This window comes from Dactylosporangium cerinum, from assembly GCF_042653625.1.
Taxonomy (GTDB): Bacteria; Actinomycetota; Actinomycetes; order Mycobacteriales; family Micromonosporaceae; genus Dactylosporangium; species Dactylosporangium cerinum.
This window is the reverse complement of the sequence record NZ_JBHSIU010000053.1, coordinates 51,463-68,106: the sequence shown is the minus strand read 5'-3', so window position 1 is coordinate 68,106 and position 16,644 is coordinate 51,463. Positions and strand designations below refer to the sequence as shown.

The window sequence follows — 16,644 nt, the reverse complement described above, 5'->3', positions numbered from 1 at the left end:
CGTCCGCATGCCCCTTTGGACAGCTTCAAGGACGGCGCGGTTCCGTGGACAGCGAGGTGTCGGAAGCTTGACGCGAGCTTGCTGTTGATCAGGCCGCGGGCAGCGTGGCGATCAACGCGAGCAGACCGTCGGTGTCCAGCAGGTCGGCGGGGCGGACGGTGACACCGTCGCGGACGTAGAAGAACGCGGCGCCGACCCGCTCCAGCGGCACCGCCTTCAGCTCCGACCAGGCCAGCCGGTACGCGGCGAGCTGCACCGCGGCGGCCACGGCATCGGTGCCGACCGGCTGGGCGCCGGTCTTCCAGTCCACGACGTCGAAGCGCCCGTCGGGGTACGCGTACACGGCGTCCATCCTCCCCCGCACCACCACCCCGGCGACGACGGACGCGAACGGCACCTCCACGTCCAGCGGCACCCGGTCCGCCCACTCCCCCGCGAGGAAGCGCGCCTGGAGGTCGGCCAGGGCCTCGTCGGGCGCGGCGCCCTCGTCGGCGGCGCCGGGCAGCTCGTCGAGGTCGATCAGGCGCTCGGCCTTGAACCGCTGCTCCAGCCAGTGGTGGAACGCGGTCCCCCGGCGGGCGTACGGATCCGGCCGCGACGGCAGCGGCCGGCGCAGCGACCGGGCCAGCCGTTGCGGGTCGCGGCGCAACGCCACCAGCTGCGACACCGACAGGTGCCCGGGCAGCGCGACCTCGACCGGGGCGTTGAGCTGCGGGGTGAGCCGGGCCCGCTCCGCCAGGAGCAGCTCGGCCTCGGCTGCCCACCGCCGGCCCGAGCCGTCACCCGACACCACATCGGGCCACCCGATCCGCGCGATCGGACCCGTTTCGATCTCCTGCGCCGCCGGTACGCCCACCGCCGGCGCAACCGGTCCCCCCGTCCCGCCGGACTCCGGTCCGGCGGCCTCCGGGGTGGCGGACCCGGGCCCGACGGCTTCCGGGGTGACCTCGCCCAGCGCCGTGCCGGCCTCATCCGAGGGCGTCAGGGCGGCGATGGTCTCTTCCGTCGGCGCCCCGGCGGCGGCCTCATCCGTCGGCGCGAGGGCGGCGGACCCGGGCCCGACGGCTTCCGGGGTGACCTCGCCCAGCGCCGTGCCGGCCTCATCCGAGGGCGCCAGGACGGCGGCCTCATCCGCGGCGTCTTCATCCGACGGTGCGAGAGCGGCGGTCTCGTCCGGGGGTGCGAGGGCGGCGGCGGCCTCGCGGACCAGCGCCGCGGCGGCCTCCAGCAGCGGGCGGCGGACGCCGAGCGGGTCGGCGGGCCAGCTCGCGCTCGGGACGTTCTGCGCCGTCGGGTTCTGCGCGTCGCTGGCCGGCGCCTCGGTCCACACGTCGACCAGGCCGGCCCCGGCCGCGCAGCGCTCGCGGATCTCCTCCAGGAAGACCGACGGGCCGCGGGCGCGCTTGACGCCGTCGCCCCACCAGTACCCGCTGGCCAGCAGCAACCGGCGGGGGCGGGTGACCGCGACGTAGGCGAGCCGGCGCTCCTCGCGCACGTCGTGGTCGCGCCAGTCGGCGGTGAAGACCTCCAGGCGCCGGACCACGCCCTTGACGTCGGGCGCCGACGACAGGTCCAGGACCGGCAGGCCACCGCTGTCGCCGCGCAGGGGGAACGGCAGGACGCCGAGGCCACGCAGCCAGTGGTCACCGGCGTTGCTGGCGCCGGGGAACACGTCGACGCAGAGACCGGCGACCGACACCACGTCCCATTCGAGGCCCTTGGCGGCGTGCGCGGTGAGTATCTGCACCGCGCCCGAGACGACCTCGACCTCGCCGGGCGCCAGGCCACGCTCCTCGTTCTCCGCGGCGGCGAGGAACGCCAGGAACGCACCGAGGGTGGCGCCCTCGGACTCGGTGGCGAACCGGGCCGCGATGTTGCTGAACGCGTCGAGGTGGCCCCTGGCCAGTCCGGCGTCCCCGGGGCGGGCGGCTACCTCGACGTCCAGCCCGGTGGCCCGCTCGATGTCGGCGACCAGGTCCGGCAGCGGCTGGTCCAGCCGGCGGCGCAGCCGGCGCAGCTCCGTGCCGAGCGCGGTGAACCGGGCGAACCCGGGCGCCGAATACCCCTCCGGGTCGCCGAGATCGTCGATGGCCTCGACCAGCACGGCCTCGTCGAGCCGGTCGGCGAGGGCGGGTTCGTCGTCGGTGGGGCCGGCCCGGCGGGCCGCCGCGAGGGAGCGGGCCCGGCGATACAGCGCGACCAGGTCACGCGGGCCGATCCGCCATCGCGGGCCGGTCAGGATGCGCAGCAGCGCGGCGCCCTCGGCCGGGTCGGCGAGGACCCGCAGGACGCTGACCACGTCGCGGACCTCGGGCGTGTCCAGCAGGCCGCCCAGGCCGACGACCTCGACCGGCAGGCCGCGGGAGCGCAGCGCGTTCTCCAGGGCGGGGATCTGGGCGCGGGTCCGCACCAGCACCGCGGTCGTGGGCCGGTCGTCGACGGGGATGTCGAGCGGGAACGTCTCGGGGTCCACCTTCGCCGCGAGTCGCCACGACGCGACGACGCGGTCGGCGATCCAGGCGGCCTCCTCGGCATACGTGTCGAGCAGCGCGCAGTGGACCGTCGCGGTCGACGCCGGCTCGGCGAGGATGTCGGCGGGGGCGAGCTGGGCGACGCGGGCGCCGTGCTCGCGCAGCGGGGCGGAGATCGTGTTGGCGACGTCGAGGATCTCGGGGCGGTTGCGCCAGCTGGTGGTGAGGCTCAACTCGGCCGCCGTCTCCCCGGCTCCGGTCGGGAACTCGGCCGGGAACCGCTCCAGGGTGCCCGCGGAGGCGCCGCGCCAGCCGTAGATGGACTGGCACGGGTCGCCGACGGCGGTCACGGGGTGGCCCCGGCCGAACAGCGACCGCAGCAGCACCACCTGGGCGTGGCTGGTGTCCTGGTATTCATCCAGCAGGACCACCCGGAACCGGTCCCGCTCGACCGTGCCCACCTCGGGGTGCTCGAGCGCGACCCGGGCCGCCCTCGACAGCTGGTCGCCGAAGTCCATGGCCTCCAGCAGCGCCTTCTTCTCCTGATACTGGCGGATCAACGGCAGCAGCTGGAGCCGGGCCTGCTGGCGGGACAGCACGTCACGCACCGGCTTGGCCATCTTGCCGGTCTTGGCGCTCACCTCGGCGAAGAAGCGGCCGGTCCAGGCGGCGACGTCCTCGGGCGCGCGCAGGTGCTCGGCGAGGTCGCCGGCGAGGTGCAGGACCGCGTCCACGACGGTCGACGGCGCCGACGCGACGGCGGTCATGTCGCCGTCGTAGCCACGCACGACAGCGTCGGCCAGCTGCCAGCACGCGGCCTCGGTGAGCAGCCGGGTGGAGGGTTCGAAGCCGGCCCGCACCCCGTGCTCGCGCACGACCCGGGCGGCGTAGGAGTGATAGGTCGCCACCGTCGGCTCACCCGCGATCAGGTCGTCCCGGCCGAGCCGGCGGACCAGCTGCCCGAGCCGCTGCCGGATGCGGTGCGACAGCTCGCCGGAGGCCTTGCGGGTGAACGTGAGGCCGAGGATCTGCTCCGGCCGGGCGTGCCCGTTGGCGACGAGCCAGACGACCCGGGCGGCCATGGTCTCGGTCTTGCCGGAGCCGGCGCCGGCCACGACGAGCAGCGGCTCGACCGGTGCGGCGATCACGGCGGCCTGCTGCGTGGTCGGCGCCGGCTGCCGCAGCAGCTTTGCCAGCTCGACGGGGGTGTACCTGACGACGGTGTGGGTCATGTGACGTGCCGGCCCTTGCCGGAGACGGGGCAGGAGGTCTTGACCGGGCAGACCCGGCACTTGTTGTTGACGACGGCGTCGAACGTCGAGGCGGCCATCGTCTTCGCCGTCTTCTTCACCAGGGCCTGCGCCCAGTTGGGGTCGCCGGCCTCGGCGAGCGGCGGCTGGACCTGCTCGCGGGCGGCGCCGGTCTCGCCGCCGAGCTGGACCAGCGACGCGCCGCCGGAGACGGTGGACTCCTCGAACGCGCCGAGCTCGATCGCCGCCTGATAGGCCGCGAGCTGCGGATGCTCGGCCAGGTTGGCGTTGGCGGGGATGGACTTGCCGGTCTTGAGGTCGACCACGACGAGCCGGCCCTGCTCGTCGAGCTCGAGCCGGTCGACGCGGCCCTTGATCTCGACCGGGGCGTCGGGGTCGGCGAGCTCCACGAGGAAGTCCTGCTCGATCGCGACAAGCCGGCGCGGGTTGCCGGCGAGCCAGCCGATGAGCTTGTCGAGCATGGTCTCGGCGCGGTCCCGCTCGCGGCCGGCGAGCCACCGCGCGGACAGCTCGATCGCGTCGAAGCGGTCGGCGACATACGCGACGAGCTGGGCCCGGTCGGCGCTCGCGTCGGAGGCGAGCATCGCGGCGGCGTGCACGAGGTTGCCGATCGACTGCTCCGGCGACGGGGAGAGCTGCCCGCCGTGCCGCTCGAGGAGCCAGCGCAGGCTGCACCGGTCGACGCTCTCCACCGTGGACGGGGTCACCGTCACCGCCTCGCCCGGGTCGACCAGCGGCCGGTCGTCCGACAGCGGCGGCAGCCCCCACCAGCTGTCCGGGTCGGCGCCCGGCACACCCTCGGCGGCGAGCCGGGCGAGGATCGCGGCGGCCGCGGCGCGACGCTCCTCGGTGGCATCGGGGTCGATGAGCGCGACCCGCAGTTCAGCGACGAGCGTCGGCAGGGTCAGCGCCCTGGGCGGCTCGAACACGACGGCACCGTCGAGCTCCGCCTCCTCGTCGGCGTCGGCGTTGATCAGCTCCAGCAGGAACCGGCTCGGTTGCTCCTCGCCGTCGCCGGAGGCGACCGCGGTGACGAGGACCTGCTCGCGGGCCCGGCTGACGGCGACGTAGAAGAGCCGGCGCTCCTCGTCCAGCAGCGCCGACAGCCGGCCGATCGTCTCCATGGTGCGGCCGGCGAGGACCTCGACGAGCAGCTCGGAGCCCAGCACGCTGCCGCGCAGCCGCAGGTCGGGCCAGACCCCCTCCTGCACGCCGGCGACGGCGACGACGTCCCACTCGAGGCCCTTGGCGGCGTGCGCGGTCAGGATGCGGACCGCCTCGCCGCGGTCGGCGGACGGGGCGAGGGAGTCCGCGGGCAGGTCCTGGCCCTCGACGTGGTCGAGGAAGACGGCGGTGCCGGCGCCGGGGAGCCGGTCGGTGAACCGGGCCGCGGCGTCGAACAGCGACACGACCGCGTCCAGGTCGCGGTCGGCGGCGGCACCGCGGTGGCCGCCCCGGGCGCTCAGGGCCGCCCACCGCTCGGCGAGGCCGCTGCCCTGCCAGGCGGCCCACAGCACCTCCTCGGCGGTGGCGCCGGGGCGGGCGGCGGCGACCCGGACGGCGGCGAGGAGCTGCCCGACGGTGCGGGCCGGTGCGGCCCACCGACGCTCGATCGTGGCCAGCTCCTCGGGGCGGCGCAGGGCCTGCAGGATCAGCGAGCCGGACGGCCGCCGGTCGCCGGCGGCGAGCGCGAGGGCGCGCAGCCCCTGCCGGAGGCGCCGCTCGGCGAGGGGGTCGGCGCCGCCGAGCGGGGAGTGCAGCAGCGCGATCGCGGCGTCCTCGTCGAGCCGGGCGTCGTCCAGCGCGCAGCGCAGGAGCAGCAGCAGCGGCGCGATCGCCGGCTGCAGGTGCAGCGGCAGGTCCTCGGCCTCGGTGACGGTCGGCACGCCGGCCGAGTGCAGCGCCCGCTGCAGCGGCGCCAGCTGCCGGGCGGTGGAGCGCACCACGACCGCCATGCGGGACCAGGGGACGCCGCGCAGCAGGTGCGCCTCGCGCAGCCGGTGCGCGAGGAACGCCGCCTCGGTCGTCTCGGAGCCGAACGTCGCGGTCTCCACGGTGCCGCCGGGGCGCTGCGCCTCCAGCAGCCGGTGCCGGGCGGGGCCGCGCAGGCGCGCCGCGATCCGGCGGGTCGGCGCGAGCAGCCCCTCGCCGAGCCGGCGCGAGCGCGGGAGGGTGACCTGCGGCGCGGGCCGCCCGCCGGCGGTGCGGAACCGGTCGGGGAATTCGCCGACGATGCCGGGGTCGGCGCCGCGGAACGCGAACGTCGAGGAGTCCGGGTCGGCGAACGCGACGAGGTGCGCGCCGGACCCGGCGATCAGGTCCAGCAGCTCGATCTGGGCCGGGTCGGTGTCGGGTAGCTCGTCGAGGTAGACGTATTCGATGCGGCGCCGCTCCGCGGCGAGGATGTCGGACTCGTCGGCCAGCAGCCCGGCGGCGGCCCGCACCAGCTCGGCGTAGTCATAGGCGACGGCGCCCCGGCTCGTGGCGTCACGCAGGGCGAGGACCTGCAGATACTCCTCGAAGAACCGGGCCGCGGCGGCCCAGTCGGGGCGCTGGTGCACGACCGCGAGCCGGGCCAGCCCGGGCGGGCCGACGCCCCGCTCCACGGCGCGCAGCAGCAGGTCGCGCAGCTCTGTGGCGAACGCCCGGGTGGCGAGGGCGCCGCGCAGTGCCTCCGGCCACGGCGCCGGCGAACCCTGCAGCAGCTCGCGGATGACCAGGTCCTGCTCGGGGCCGGTGAGCAGGCGGGGCGAGGCCTCGCCCCGCTCGACGGCGGCACGGCGCAGCAGGCCGAACGCATAGCCGTGGAAGGTCCGCACCATCGGCTCGGTGGTGGTGCTCAACCCGGCCGCGCGACCGAGCCGGGCCTCGATGCGGTCCCGCAGCCGCACCGCGCCGCGCCGGCCGAACGTCAGGACCAGGATCCGCTCCGGGTCGACCCCTTCGGCGACCCGCGCGGCGACGGCCTCCACGAGGGTGGTCGTCTTGCCGGTGCCGGGCCCGCCGACGACGAGCAGGGGGCCGGCCCGGTGCTCCACGACGAGCCGCTGCCACGGATCCACGTCGATCGGGACCGCCGCCGGGACGGGCCGCCGCACCAGACGGTAGGTGCGGCGGGGGGAAGCGGTCGCGGTCACGCCGCTATGCAATCACGACGGTCCGACAGTTCCTCCGAGGAGGCTCGCTTCCAGCAGGTCGAGTGACTCGGCCACGTCGCGGGACATCAGCAGCATCGACAGCGCCGACGGGCGGACGAACTCCTGTGCGGCGAGGCCGCGCAGCCAGTCGAGCAGCCCGGCGTAGAAGCCGTCGGCGTCGAAGAGCAGCACCGGCTTGCGGTGCAGGTCGAGCATCGCGGTCGTCCACACCTCGAACAGCTCGTCGAGGGTGCCCAGGCCGCCGGGCAGGACCACGAACGCGTCCGCCTTCTCGATCATCAGCGTCTTGCGCGACGCCATGCCGTCGGTGACGACGAGCTCGTCGGACTTGGTGTCGGCGACCTCCAGGTCGACCAGCGACTGGGGGATCACACCGTACGTGCGGCCGCCGCCGTCGCGGGCACCGTCGGCGACGGCGCCCATCATGCCGACGCAACCACCGCCGGAGACCAGCTCGTGGCCGCGACGGCCGATCTCGAGCCCGAGGTCGTGCGCGAGGTCGAGCCAGCGCCGGTCGAGCCGCTGCGAGGAGGCGCAGAACACGCCGATGGCGGCCATCAGCCGCTCGCCTCGCGGGCCGTGCGGCGGGCGGAGGCCGCCTCGACGTCCTCCTCGCCGGCCTTGATGATGTGCCGGACGGCCTCGTCGACGTCGTCGGTGAGGAACAGCAGGTTGAGGTCCTCGGGCCCGATCTTGCCGTCCACCTGCATGGTGTTGCGGATCCAGTCGACCAGGCCCTGCCAGTACGCCGTCCCCATCAGCACCACCGGGAAGCGGGTGACCTTCTTGGTCTGCACCAGGGTCACCGCCTCGAACAGCTCGTCGAGGGTGCCGAACCCGCCGGGCAGGACCACGAACGCCTGCGCGTACTTGACGAACATCGTCTTGCGGGCGAAGAAGTAGCGGAAGTCGATGCCGAGCTCGACCCACTCGTTGAGGCCCTGCTCGAACGGCAGCTCGATGCCGAGCCCGACCGACAGCCCGCCGGCCTCCGCGGCGCCCTTGTTGGCCGCCTCCATGACCCCGGGGCCGCCGCCGGTGATGACCGCGTAGCCGGCCCGGGCGAGCGCCGCGCCGAGGTCCTCGCCCAGCTTCCACTCGGGGCTGTCCGGCTTGCTGCGGGCGGAGCCGAAGACGCTCACGGACGGCGGCAGGTCTGCCAGGGTGTCGAAGCCCTCGACGAACTCGCTCAGGATCCGCAGCGCCCGCCACGCGTCCTTCGTCTTCCACTCGCTGCGCAGGTGCGAGTCGAGCAGACGCTGGTCGGCGGTGCTCAGCGGAATCGAGTCGCGGCGCAGTGTCACCGGTCCGCGGTGCCGCTCGGGCGGCTGACTGGTCCTACCCTCGGTCATGGTCCCCACCGTACGTGGATCTCATGATGCAATGCAGCCATGGGGCGTCCTCGGGGGTTGGTCGCCGCGCTGGCGGTCACGGTCGTTGCCGGTGTCGGTGTGATTTGGTACGGCTTCGGCACCGCATCCGTGCCGACGGCCGCTCCGTCGCCGTCCCCGTCGCTCTCCTCCGCAGCGCCATCAACATCGGCGCTGACACCGTCTCCGTCGCCGTCCGTGGTGCCGTCCTCGGCGTCGCCGTCGCCCGCGGCGGTGGTCACCGCGGTCCCCGCCCGCGGCACCGGGAAGTTCGACTTCAGCACCACCGGCGCGGCGCGGGTGGGCGGCGCTGGGCGGCTCGTGCGCTACACCGTCGGCACCGAACAGGGGTCGGGGGTGGATCCGGAGGACTTCGCGGCGGCCGTCCACGCGACGCTCGCGGACCCGAGAAGCTGGATCGCCGGTGGCAAGGTCTCCTTCCAGCGGGTGCCGGCCGGGCAGCCGAGCGAGCTGACCGTGCACCTGGCCACGCCCGGCACGACCGACACGATGTGCGCGAAGCGGGGGGTGCGCACCCGCGGCGAGGTCTCCTGCCGGGGCGGGCGGGACGTGATCATCAACCTGAAGCGGTGGCAGCTCGGCGTCGCCTGGTACCCCCGGCTCGCCGACTACCGCGACATGGTGGTCAATCACGAGGTCGGGCACTTCCTCGGCAACGGCCACGCGGTGTGCCCGCGCAAGGGCGCGCCGGCGCCGGTCATGGCCCGGCAGACCTTCGGGCTGGAGGGCTGCGTGCAGAACCCGTGGCCGTATCCGGACGGCAGGACCTACGTGACCGGCCCGGCTGCCCCGCGCTGATGAGCCCGAACGTCGCGCTCCGGTGAGAAATCAGGTGCAGAGGGCAACGTTTGCCGGTGCCGACGCGTCGTACCCGATATACCGGACGGCAAGGTATAGGGGGGTGACCGGCATGACACGTGCGGATCACGATCGTCGCAAGCGGCAGATGAACCGCCGGATCCGTGAGGTCCTCGCGGTGCGCCGCTCGCTGGCCGCGATGGACCCCCGGGTCGATCCCCCGGATCCGTCAACGCACGACCGCTGAGATCGGTTACGGCCCGGTGGTGAGCCAGCGCCGCACCACGTCGGCGCCCTCGACGATCTTGTCGATCTCGACGTGCTCGTCCTGCTTGTGCGCGAGGTTCGGGTCGCCCGGGCCATAGTTGAGTCCCGGGATGCCCAGCTCCGCGAACCTGGCCACGTCCGTCCAGCCCAGCTTCGCCCGCGGCGGGCGGCCGATGGCGGCGAGGAACTCCCGGGCGGGCGGCGCGTCCAGCCCCGGCAGCGCGGCCGGCGCTGAGTCGACGACCTCCAGCTCGAAGCCCGCGAGCACGTCCCGCACGTGCGCCGCGGCCTGCTCCTCCGAGCGGTCCGGCGCGAACCTGAAGTTGACCTCGACCACGCACTCGTCGGGGATGACGTTGCCGGCCACCCCGCCGCTCACCCGGACCGCGTTGAGCCCCTCGCGGAACTCGCAGCCGTCGATGATGACCGTGCGTGCCTCGTACCCCAGCAACCGCTGCAGAATCGGGGCGGCCTTGTGGATCGCATTGTCCCCGAGCCAGGAGCGGGCCGAGTGCGCGCGCCTGCCCATGGTGCGGGCGAGGACCCGCAGCGTCCCCTGGCAGCCGGCCTCGACCAGGCCGTGCGTCGGCTCCAGCAGCAGCGCGAACGACGCGTCCGTGAGCAACGCCGGCCGTCCGTCGGCGAGGATCTTCAGCCCGTTGCGCGCCGAGTCGACCTCCTCGCACTCGTAGAAGACGTAGGTGACGTCGTGCCGCGGCTCCGGCTCGGTGACCGCGAGGTGCAACGCGATCGCCGTGCCCGACTTCATGTCCGACGTGCCGCAGCCGTGCAGCAGGTTGCCCTCGGTCCGCGACGGCCAGTTGTCGTTGTGCGGCACCGTGTCCAGGTGCCCGGCGAGCACGACCCGCTCCGGGCGGCCCAGCTCGGTGCGCGCGACGATCGTGTGCCCGAACCGCTCCACCTTCAGCGCCGTGCCGCTCAGCGCGTGCTGAACCTGATCGGCGATGTCAGCCTCGTTGCCGGACACCGACTCGATGTCGACCAGGGCACGGGTCAGGGCGACGGGATCGGCGAGCACGTCACGGGAAAGCATGCCCATACCCTAGATGCGGTAGCGTTCGACCACGTGACGACCGCCTACATCGACTCCCCCGCCTGGGGACTTGGCCTGGCCACCGTGACCGCCTCCGGGCAGGTGCTGGACACCTGGTTCCCCACCGGTCACCTCGGCCTGGGCCCGGTTCCCGCCGACCTTCCGGCGCTCGCCCCGACCGGCGCGGCGCCACTGCCCTCGCTGTCGGTCGAGGTGGTCCGGGTCGAGATCGGCTCGCTCGGCGACGCGCCGGCCTCCACCGCCGACGCGTACCTGCGGCTGCACCTGCTCTCGCACCGGCTGATCCAGCCGCACCAGGCCAACCTCGACGGGCAGTTCGGGCTGCTCGCCAACGTGGCGTGGACCTCCGCCGGTCCCTGCCTGCCCGAGCAGGTCGACGAGCTGCGCCTCGCCTCGGGGCGCCGGCTCAACGTCTTCGGCATCGACAAGTTCCCGCGCATGGTCGACTACGTCACCCCCTCCGGCATCCGCATCGCCGACGCCGACCGGGTCCGCCTCGGCGCGCACCTCGCGCCCGGCACCACCGTCATGCACGAGGGCTTCGTCAACTTCAACGCCGGCACCCTCGGCTCCTCGATGGTCGAGGGCCGCATCTCCGCCGGCGTCGTCGTCGGCGACGGCACCGACGTCGGCGGCGGCTCCTCGATCATGGGCACCCTCTCCGGCGGCGGCAAAGAGGTCATCCGCCTCGGCGAGCGCTGCCTGCTGGGCGCCAACGCGGGCATCGGCATCTCGCTCGGCGACGACTGCGTCGTCGAGGCCGGCTGCTACATCACGGCGGGCTCGAAGCTCACCCTCCCCGACGGCACCGTGGTCAAGGCCCGCGAGCTGTCCGGTGTGCCCAACCTGCTGTTCATCCGCAACTCGGTCTCGGGCCGCCTGGAGGTCCGCGAGCGGGCGGGTCGCGGCATCGAGCTGAACGCCGCACTGCACGCCAACTGAGCTCCGGGCCTGACCCTGGTCGTCAGGCCCTCGCTCTGTCACCCGGCCGCGAAATGGGCTGGTGGGTTGTTGCGGTTCGCGTGGGTTTTTCGACCAGACCTTCAAATATTCGCCCAACGTTGCGGGGACTTGATGGCACCGCCCGGCCTTCGGCCGTGCGACAGGGTTGCGTGGTCACCCTCGTAGCCGTCTTGCGGTGATGCCAAGCCAGGTCCGACCTCACACGGTCCAGGTCCGTCGAGGTCATCATTCGGTGCTACAACACCGCCTGCAGCCAAGAAACGAAAACCATCGATCACTGGACTGGTCGGTACCAGCGCTCCCGAACGGAAATCTTGAACTGCACGGTGGATTACCCCCCGTGGGACAACAGTGATTCACCGGGTAGCGAGGATCCACCGGGTTGTTTGTGGCCAGCGACGGTGTGGGACCACCGAATGATGACCTCGACGGCGCTGGACCGTGTGAGTGCGGACCTGGCTTGGGATCACCGCAAGACGGCACGGACCGGGACCACGCCACCCTGTCGCACGGACGCGCCAGCGGCCGGGCGGTGCCATCAAGTCCCCGCAACGTTTGGGCGAATATTTGAAGGTCATGCTGACCGGAAACCGCGGACCGCAACCTCAGGCGAGACGCTGCACAGCTTCCGCGACGCGCTCATCGGACGCGGTCAGGGCAGCCCTGACGTGCCGCCGGCCCTCAGGCCCGTAGAACGCGCCGGGTGCGGTCAGGATGCCCCGCTCGGCGAGCCACGCGACCGTGTCCCAGGAGTCCTCGCCACGGGTCAGCCACAGATACAGGCCGGCCTCGGAGTGCTCGACGGTGAAGCCGGCCTTCTCGAAGGCGGCACGCAGCATCGTCCTGCGGGTGGCGTATCGCTCGCGCTGCTCCTGCACGTGCTCCTCGTCGCCGAGGGCGGCGACCATCGCGGCCTGGACCGGGGCCGGGACGATCATGCCGGCGTGCTTGCGCACCGCGAGCAGCTCGTCGACCAGGGCGGGGTCGCCGGCGACGAACCCGGCGCGATACCCGGCCAGGTTGGAGCGCTTCGACAGCGAGTGCACCGCGAGGACGTTGTCGAAGCGGCCGTCGCAGACCGACAGGATCGAGACCGGCTCGGCCTCCCACGGCAGCGGCAGGTAGCACTCGTCGCTGGCCACGACGGCGCCGCGTTCGCGGGCCCAGTCGACGACCTTGCGCAGGTGGGCGGCAGGCAGGACGCGACCCGTCGGATTGGACGGCGAGTTGACCCAGACGAGGCGGACCCGGGCCGGGCCGAGCGACGTCAGCGAGTCGGCGCGGACCACGGTCGCGCCGGTGAGTTGCACGCCGACCTCATAGGTCGGGTAGCACACCGGCGGGATGACCACGGTGTCGCCGGGGCCGAGCCCGAGCAGCGTCGGCAGCCACGCGACCAGCTCCTTCGAGCCGATCGTCGGCAGCACCCCGAAGCCGTCGCCCGCCGGTGCGCACCAGCGGGTCACCCAGTCGCGGATCGCGGCCCGCAGCTCGGGCGTGCCCGCCGTCAGCGGATAGCCCGGCGAGTCGGACGCCGTTGTGAGGGCAGCACGGATCGCCGCGGGCACCGGGTCGACGGGCGTGCCGATCGACAGGTCGACGAGGCCGCCCGGGTGCCGGGCCGCGGTGGCCTTCGCCGGCTCCAACCGGTCCCACGGGAAGTCCGGCAGCCCGGCAGCGAGCGCGCGCCGGGCTCCGGGCGGCACGGTGCCGGTCAGTGGTCGTGCTCCTGCGGCGGCAGGCCCGCGACGAACGTCGCGTCCTTCTCGACCTTCCCGACCTTCGAGGCGCCACCGGGCGAACCCAGCTCGTCGAAGAACGTGTAGTTGGCGCCGACGAAATCCTTCCACTTCTCCGGGACGTCGTCCTCGTAGAAGATCGCCTCGACCGGGCACACCGGCTCGCAGGCACCACAGTCGACGCACTCATCCGGGTGGATGTAGAGCATGCGGTTGCCCTCGTAGATGCAGTCGACAGGGCACTCCTCGATGCACGCCTTGTCGAGCAGATCCACGCAAGGTTCGGCGATGATGTATGTCACGGGTCGCCCTCTTTCGCGCCTGAGGCTGCCAACGTGGTTGGCGAACCCCGCCGCATCCCTACCGCGGCGGGTACGAGCCTAGTATCCCGTCCGCCCGGAGGTGCAGCGTGCTCGGTCCACAGCACGTGGGAAGTCGGGTCGTGGTGCGCCGCATCGTGGGACTTCGCAACGATCGGCCCGTGTACTCGGACATTCTGGGCTACCTCGTCGAGGCGACCGAGACACATCTCACAGTGCGTGCGCGCGACGGAGCCATCCGCGTTCCAACGGCTGAGATCTTCCGGGCCAAGACTATCCCCGATCGGCGCCGCTTCACGCCGACCGAGGCCCTGGAGTTCGCCGCAGCAGCCGGCTGGCCGGCCCGCGAGCGCGACCGGCTGGGCGACTGGTTGCTGCGCGCCACCGACGGCTGGACGATGCGGGGCAACTCCGCGCTCCCCGTCGGCGACCCCGACCTGCCGCTGCCCGACGCCGTCGACGAGGTCACGCGGTGGTACCAGGACCGCGGCCTCCTCCCGGCGATGAGCGTGCCGCTGCCGCTCTTCCAGCGCGTCGACGCCGAGCTGGAGCGGCGCGGCTGGACGCCGATGCCGCTGACGCTGCTCATGACGGCCCGGCTGGCCGGCCTGGCGGCCCTGGAGGACCAGCAGATCACCCTCGACGCCGCGCCGTCGCCGGAGTGGCTGACCGCGGTCGCCGGCCGGAAGGGCCCGCTGCCCGCCTCCGCGATCGACGTCCTCACCGGCGTGCCCCAGGTGCGCTTCGCCACGCTGCGGGAGGCCGGCGGGGCGTTGCTCGCGACCGGGCGGGGCTGCGTCGCCGACCCGGACGGGCGCTGGCTGGGCCTGTCGCTGATCGGCACCGAGGAGCACGCCAGGCGGCAGGGGCTGGCCCGCCGGGTGATCGCGGCGCTCGTCGCGTGGGGCGTCGCGGCCGGCGCCACCGACGCCTACCTCCAGGTGGAGCAACGCAACGTGGGGGCGGTCGCCCTGTACGAACGACTCGGCTTCACCACGCACCACGTCTACCTGACCCGCTACCTGCCCGCCGCGACCCAGTAGGCCTGGTGCACCGACAGGTCTACCGGATCATGAGGGCCGGCTAGCGGCGCACGACGCGGCGGGGCTTGGTGCCGGCGCGGTCGATGTAGCGCTTCCACGACTGTGACCGGTGATCCAGGCCGAACGTCATCAGCGCGAGCACGCCCAGGACGGCGCCGATCGCGGACAGCCCGACGAAGTAGAAGAACTGGCGGAACACCAGCCCGACCCCGTCGCCGAACGGGGTGGCGCCCGACACGAACGGGCCGACCAGCACCGCGAGCACGCACGCGGTGACGACGGCGATGCCCAGGTCGGCCACGACGCGGAGCATCGGGTGGCGGCGCGCATGCCAGAACGCGATGGGGACCATCACGGCACCGACCGCGAACAGCGCCCACAGGCCGATGGTGATCTGCTTGTCGTCGTCGTCGCCGGCGGCGAACCGCACGACGAGCCGGGCGACGACGTTGACGAGGAAGAGTGCCCCCGCGACGAGGCCGACCGGCAGCCACCGCTCCTTCATGCCACGCCTCCGCTGGTGCTCGTTCGCCGCTGGCCGCCCACGGTCACGGACGGTGCGGGAACGTGTCTACCTCTCCACGCTCCGTGGCGCAAGAGGGGTTGCCTTGGAGTTGGCTGAGGGCGCGAGCTGCCGCCGGAGCACATGCCGGTAGATGGCGACCGCGAACACCACCGGACCGCTCAGCAGGGTCAGCAGCCCGACCCAGTTGTCATCGGTCAGGATCAGGTCGCGCTCGGTGGTGGGGGCCGCGGCAAGCACCCACACGACGCACCATGCCCCGGCCGGTAACAGCGCCGCCAACGGCCGCCCGGTCGACCTGATCGCGAACCACACGAGCAGCGGATTGGTCACCAGCGCCAGGACCGGCGACACCGGGAGCCGCCAGTTTCCCCCGCCGGGGTCGGAGAACCCGAGATCGGAGACGCGCAGCGGGACCAGGAACGCCTCGAAGACGGCGAGGAGCAACGCGAGCAGCACCGCGACGATCAGCGCGCCGATCGTGATCGGGAGGTCGAGCGGCCCACCCGCCACCTCCGCCTTCTCCACCGGCGCGACACCGTCGGGCACAGTGAAGCCGGTGTCCGGCGCGAACACGTCACCATCGGCACCATCGGCACCAGCGGCACCAGCGTTGACCTGCGCCTCGACCGACTCGTCGGAGGACGCCGCGGTCGACGCCTCGTCGGCCGTCCCGGTGGATGACTGGTCGGCGCGCGCCGCGGTCCTCACCTTGCGTTTCGTCACGACGCCGCGGTCTCCAGCTGCGGGGCGACCGCTTCGACGTCGAGACCGGAGAAGAGGTCCTCCTCCCAGCCATGCGGACCCACGCCGGGCCCCTTGATGCCGCGGGCCAGTTGGTAATACTCCACGCCCATGAACTCGGCGCCGAAGTTGCCCGCGATCGCGAACAGCCACGACGACGGCGGGATCTGCGTCGCGTGGGCGCGCAGCGCGGCGGTCTTCTCCTCGGCGAACTCGTGCCCGTCCAGCCGCGCCGCGATCTCGTGGTCGGCGGTGCCGAACGGCAGGTCCTCGGGCTTCTCGACGTCGGCGAACGGGTTGTCCGACGAGTCGCGGAACTCCGCCATCCCCGCCTCCAGGACGCTGCGCGGCACCGCGGTCCAGTAGACCTTCACGGGCGCGATCCCCTCGGCGTCGGCCAGCTCGACCGCCCGCATCAGCACCCGGTGGGCCTGGATGTGATCGGGGTGACCGTAGAAACCGTTGGGGTCATAGGTGACGGCGACCTGCGGGCGGACCTCGCGGATCACGGCGAGCAGCTCGGTCGCGGCGGCGTCCAGGTCGGCGCCCCAGAACGCGCGGGGGTGCTCGTTGGGCGGGGTGCCCATCATCCCGGAGTCGCGATAGCGCCCCGCGCCCCCGAGGAACCGGTGGTCGGTGACACCCAGCCGGCGACACGCCTCCTCCAGCTCCGCGATGCGGTAGCCGCCGAGCTGGTCGGCCGCACCCGCGGCGAGCCCGGCGAGCTCCGGCCGGTGGATCTCGCCCTCCTCACCGAGCGTGCAGGTGACCAGGGTGACGTGCGCGCCGGCGGCCGCGTAATGGGCCATCGTCGCGCCGGTCCCCATCGACTCGTCGTCGGGGTGCGCGTGGACGAAAAGGATGCTCCGGGCACTCACAGC

14 protein-coding genes are annotated in these 16,644 nt (G+C 73.3%); 4 read left to right on the top strand and 10 right to left on the bottom strand.

Features of this window, described 5'->3' with window-relative positions:
- Nucleotides 1-88 precede the first annotated feature (88 nt).
- Genes ACFPIJ_RS37285 through ACFPIJ_RS37270 form a run of 4 tightly spaced genes read right to left on the bottom strand, consistent with a single transcriptional unit; the run spans nt 89 to nt 8,252 of the window.
- A complete protein-coding gene (locus tag ACFPIJ_RS37285; RefSeq protein ID WP_380122487.1) occupies nt 89-3,703 on the bottom strand; it encodes a UvrD-helicase domain-containing protein in 3,615 nt (1,204 codons plus the stop codon).
- Entirely contained in the window at nt 3,700-6,879 is a 3,180-nt protein-coding gene (locus ACFPIJ_RS37280) for an ATP-dependent helicase (RefSeq protein WP_417323608.1), read from the bottom strand. Before ACFPIJ_RS37280 ends, ACFPIJ_RS37285 begins: the two co-directional genes overlap by 4 nt.
- Nucleotides 6,880-6,891: 12 nt before the next feature.
- Entirely contained in the window at nt 6,892-7,458 is a 567-nt protein-coding gene (locus ACFPIJ_RS37275) for an LOG family protein (RefSeq protein ID WP_380122485.1), read from the bottom strand.
- Nucleotides 7,458-8,252, bottom strand: coding sequence for an LOG family protein (locus tag ACFPIJ_RS37270; RefSeq protein ID WP_380122484.1), 795 nt, complete (start codon nt 8,250-8,252; stop codon nt 7,458-7,460). The genes ACFPIJ_RS37275 and ACFPIJ_RS37270 overlap by 1 nt, the downstream gene beginning before the upstream one ends.
- A gap of 39 nt (nt 8,253-8,291) precedes the next feature.
- Between ACFPIJ_RS37270 and ACFPIJ_RS37265 the strand changes: the two genes are divergently transcribed.
- Both ACFPIJ_RS37265 and ACFPIJ_RS37260 read left to right on the top strand, forming a co-directional pair.
- On the top strand, nt 8,292-9,089 hold the full coding sequence (locus tag ACFPIJ_RS37265) for a DUF3152 domain-containing protein (protein ID WP_380122482.1): 798 nt from the start codon (nt 8,292-8,294) through the stop codon (nt 9,087-9,089).
- Between the two features lie 112 nt (nt 9,090-9,201).
- Entirely contained in the window at nt 9,202-9,336 is a 135-nt protein-coding gene (locus ACFPIJ_RS37260; RefSeq protein ID WP_380122480.1) for a hypothetical protein, read from the top strand.
- Between the two features lie 6 nt (nt 9,337-9,342).
- On the opposite strand, the gene dapE is transcribed toward ACFPIJ_RS37260, so the two are convergent.
- Entirely contained in the window at nt 9,343-10,410 is a 1,068-nt protein-coding gene (gene dapE, locus ACFPIJ_RS37255) for a succinyl-diaminopimelate desuccinylase (RefSeq protein ID WP_380122479.1), read from the bottom strand.
- A gap of 33 nt (nt 10,411-10,443) precedes the next feature.
- Here dapE and dapD point away from each other — a divergent pair, with 33 nt between their 5' ends.
- Nucleotides 10,444-11,373: a 2,3,4,5-tetrahydropyridine-2,6-dicarboxylate N-succinyltransferase gene (dapD, locus tag ACFPIJ_RS37250; RefSeq protein WP_380122477.1), complete on the top strand. Its 930-nt coding sequence runs from the start codon at nt 10,444-10,446 to the stop codon at nt 11,371-11,373.
- Between the two features lie 626 nt (nt 11,374-11,999).
- Here dapD and dapC read toward each other — a convergent pair.
- A complete protein-coding gene (gene dapC / locus ACFPIJ_RS37245) occupies nt 12,000-13,100 on the bottom strand; it encodes a succinyldiaminopimelate transaminase (protein WP_380122475.1) in 1,101 nt (366 codons plus the stop codon).
- 8 nt (nt 13,101-13,108) lie between these two features.
- Nucleotides 13,109-13,435, bottom strand: coding sequence for a ferredoxin (fdxA, locus tag ACFPIJ_RS37240; RefSeq protein WP_239136063.1), 327 nt, complete (start codon nt 13,433-13,435; stop codon nt 13,109-13,111).
- Nucleotides 13,436-13,542: 107 nt separating this feature from the next.
- Here fdxA and ACFPIJ_RS37235 point away from each other — a divergent pair, with 107 nt between their 5' ends.
- On the top strand, nt 13,543-14,496 hold the full coding sequence (locus tag ACFPIJ_RS37235) for a GNAT family N-acetyltransferase (protein WP_380122474.1): 954 nt from the start codon (nt 13,543-13,545) through the stop codon (nt 14,494-14,496).
- Nucleotides 14,497-14,536: 40 nt separating this feature from the next.
- Here the strand turns inward: ACFPIJ_RS37235 and ACFPIJ_RS37230 are convergent, their stop codons facing one another.
- From ACFPIJ_RS37230 to mshB, 3 genes are all read right to left on the bottom strand, one after another.
- Entirely contained in the window at nt 14,537-15,001 is a 465-nt protein-coding gene (locus ACFPIJ_RS37230; protein WP_380122472.1) for a hypothetical protein, read from the bottom strand.
- Between the two features lie 66 nt (nt 15,002-15,067).
- On the bottom strand, nt 15,068-15,745 hold the full coding sequence (locus ACFPIJ_RS37225) for a hypothetical protein (RefSeq protein WP_380122470.1): 678 nt from the start codon (nt 15,743-15,745) through the stop codon (nt 15,068-15,070).
- Nucleotides 15,742-16,641 carry an N-acetyl-1-D-myo-inositol-2-amino-2-deoxy-alpha-D-glucopyranoside deacetylase gene (gene mshB, locus ACFPIJ_RS37220; RefSeq protein WP_380122469.1) on the bottom strand — a complete coding sequence of 300 codons (900 nt, stop codon included), beginning with the start codon at nt 16,639-16,641 and terminating at the stop codon, nt 15,742-15,744. The genes ACFPIJ_RS37225 and mshB overlap by 4 nt, the downstream gene beginning before the upstream one ends.
- Nucleotides 16,642-16,644: the final 3 nt, after the last annotated feature.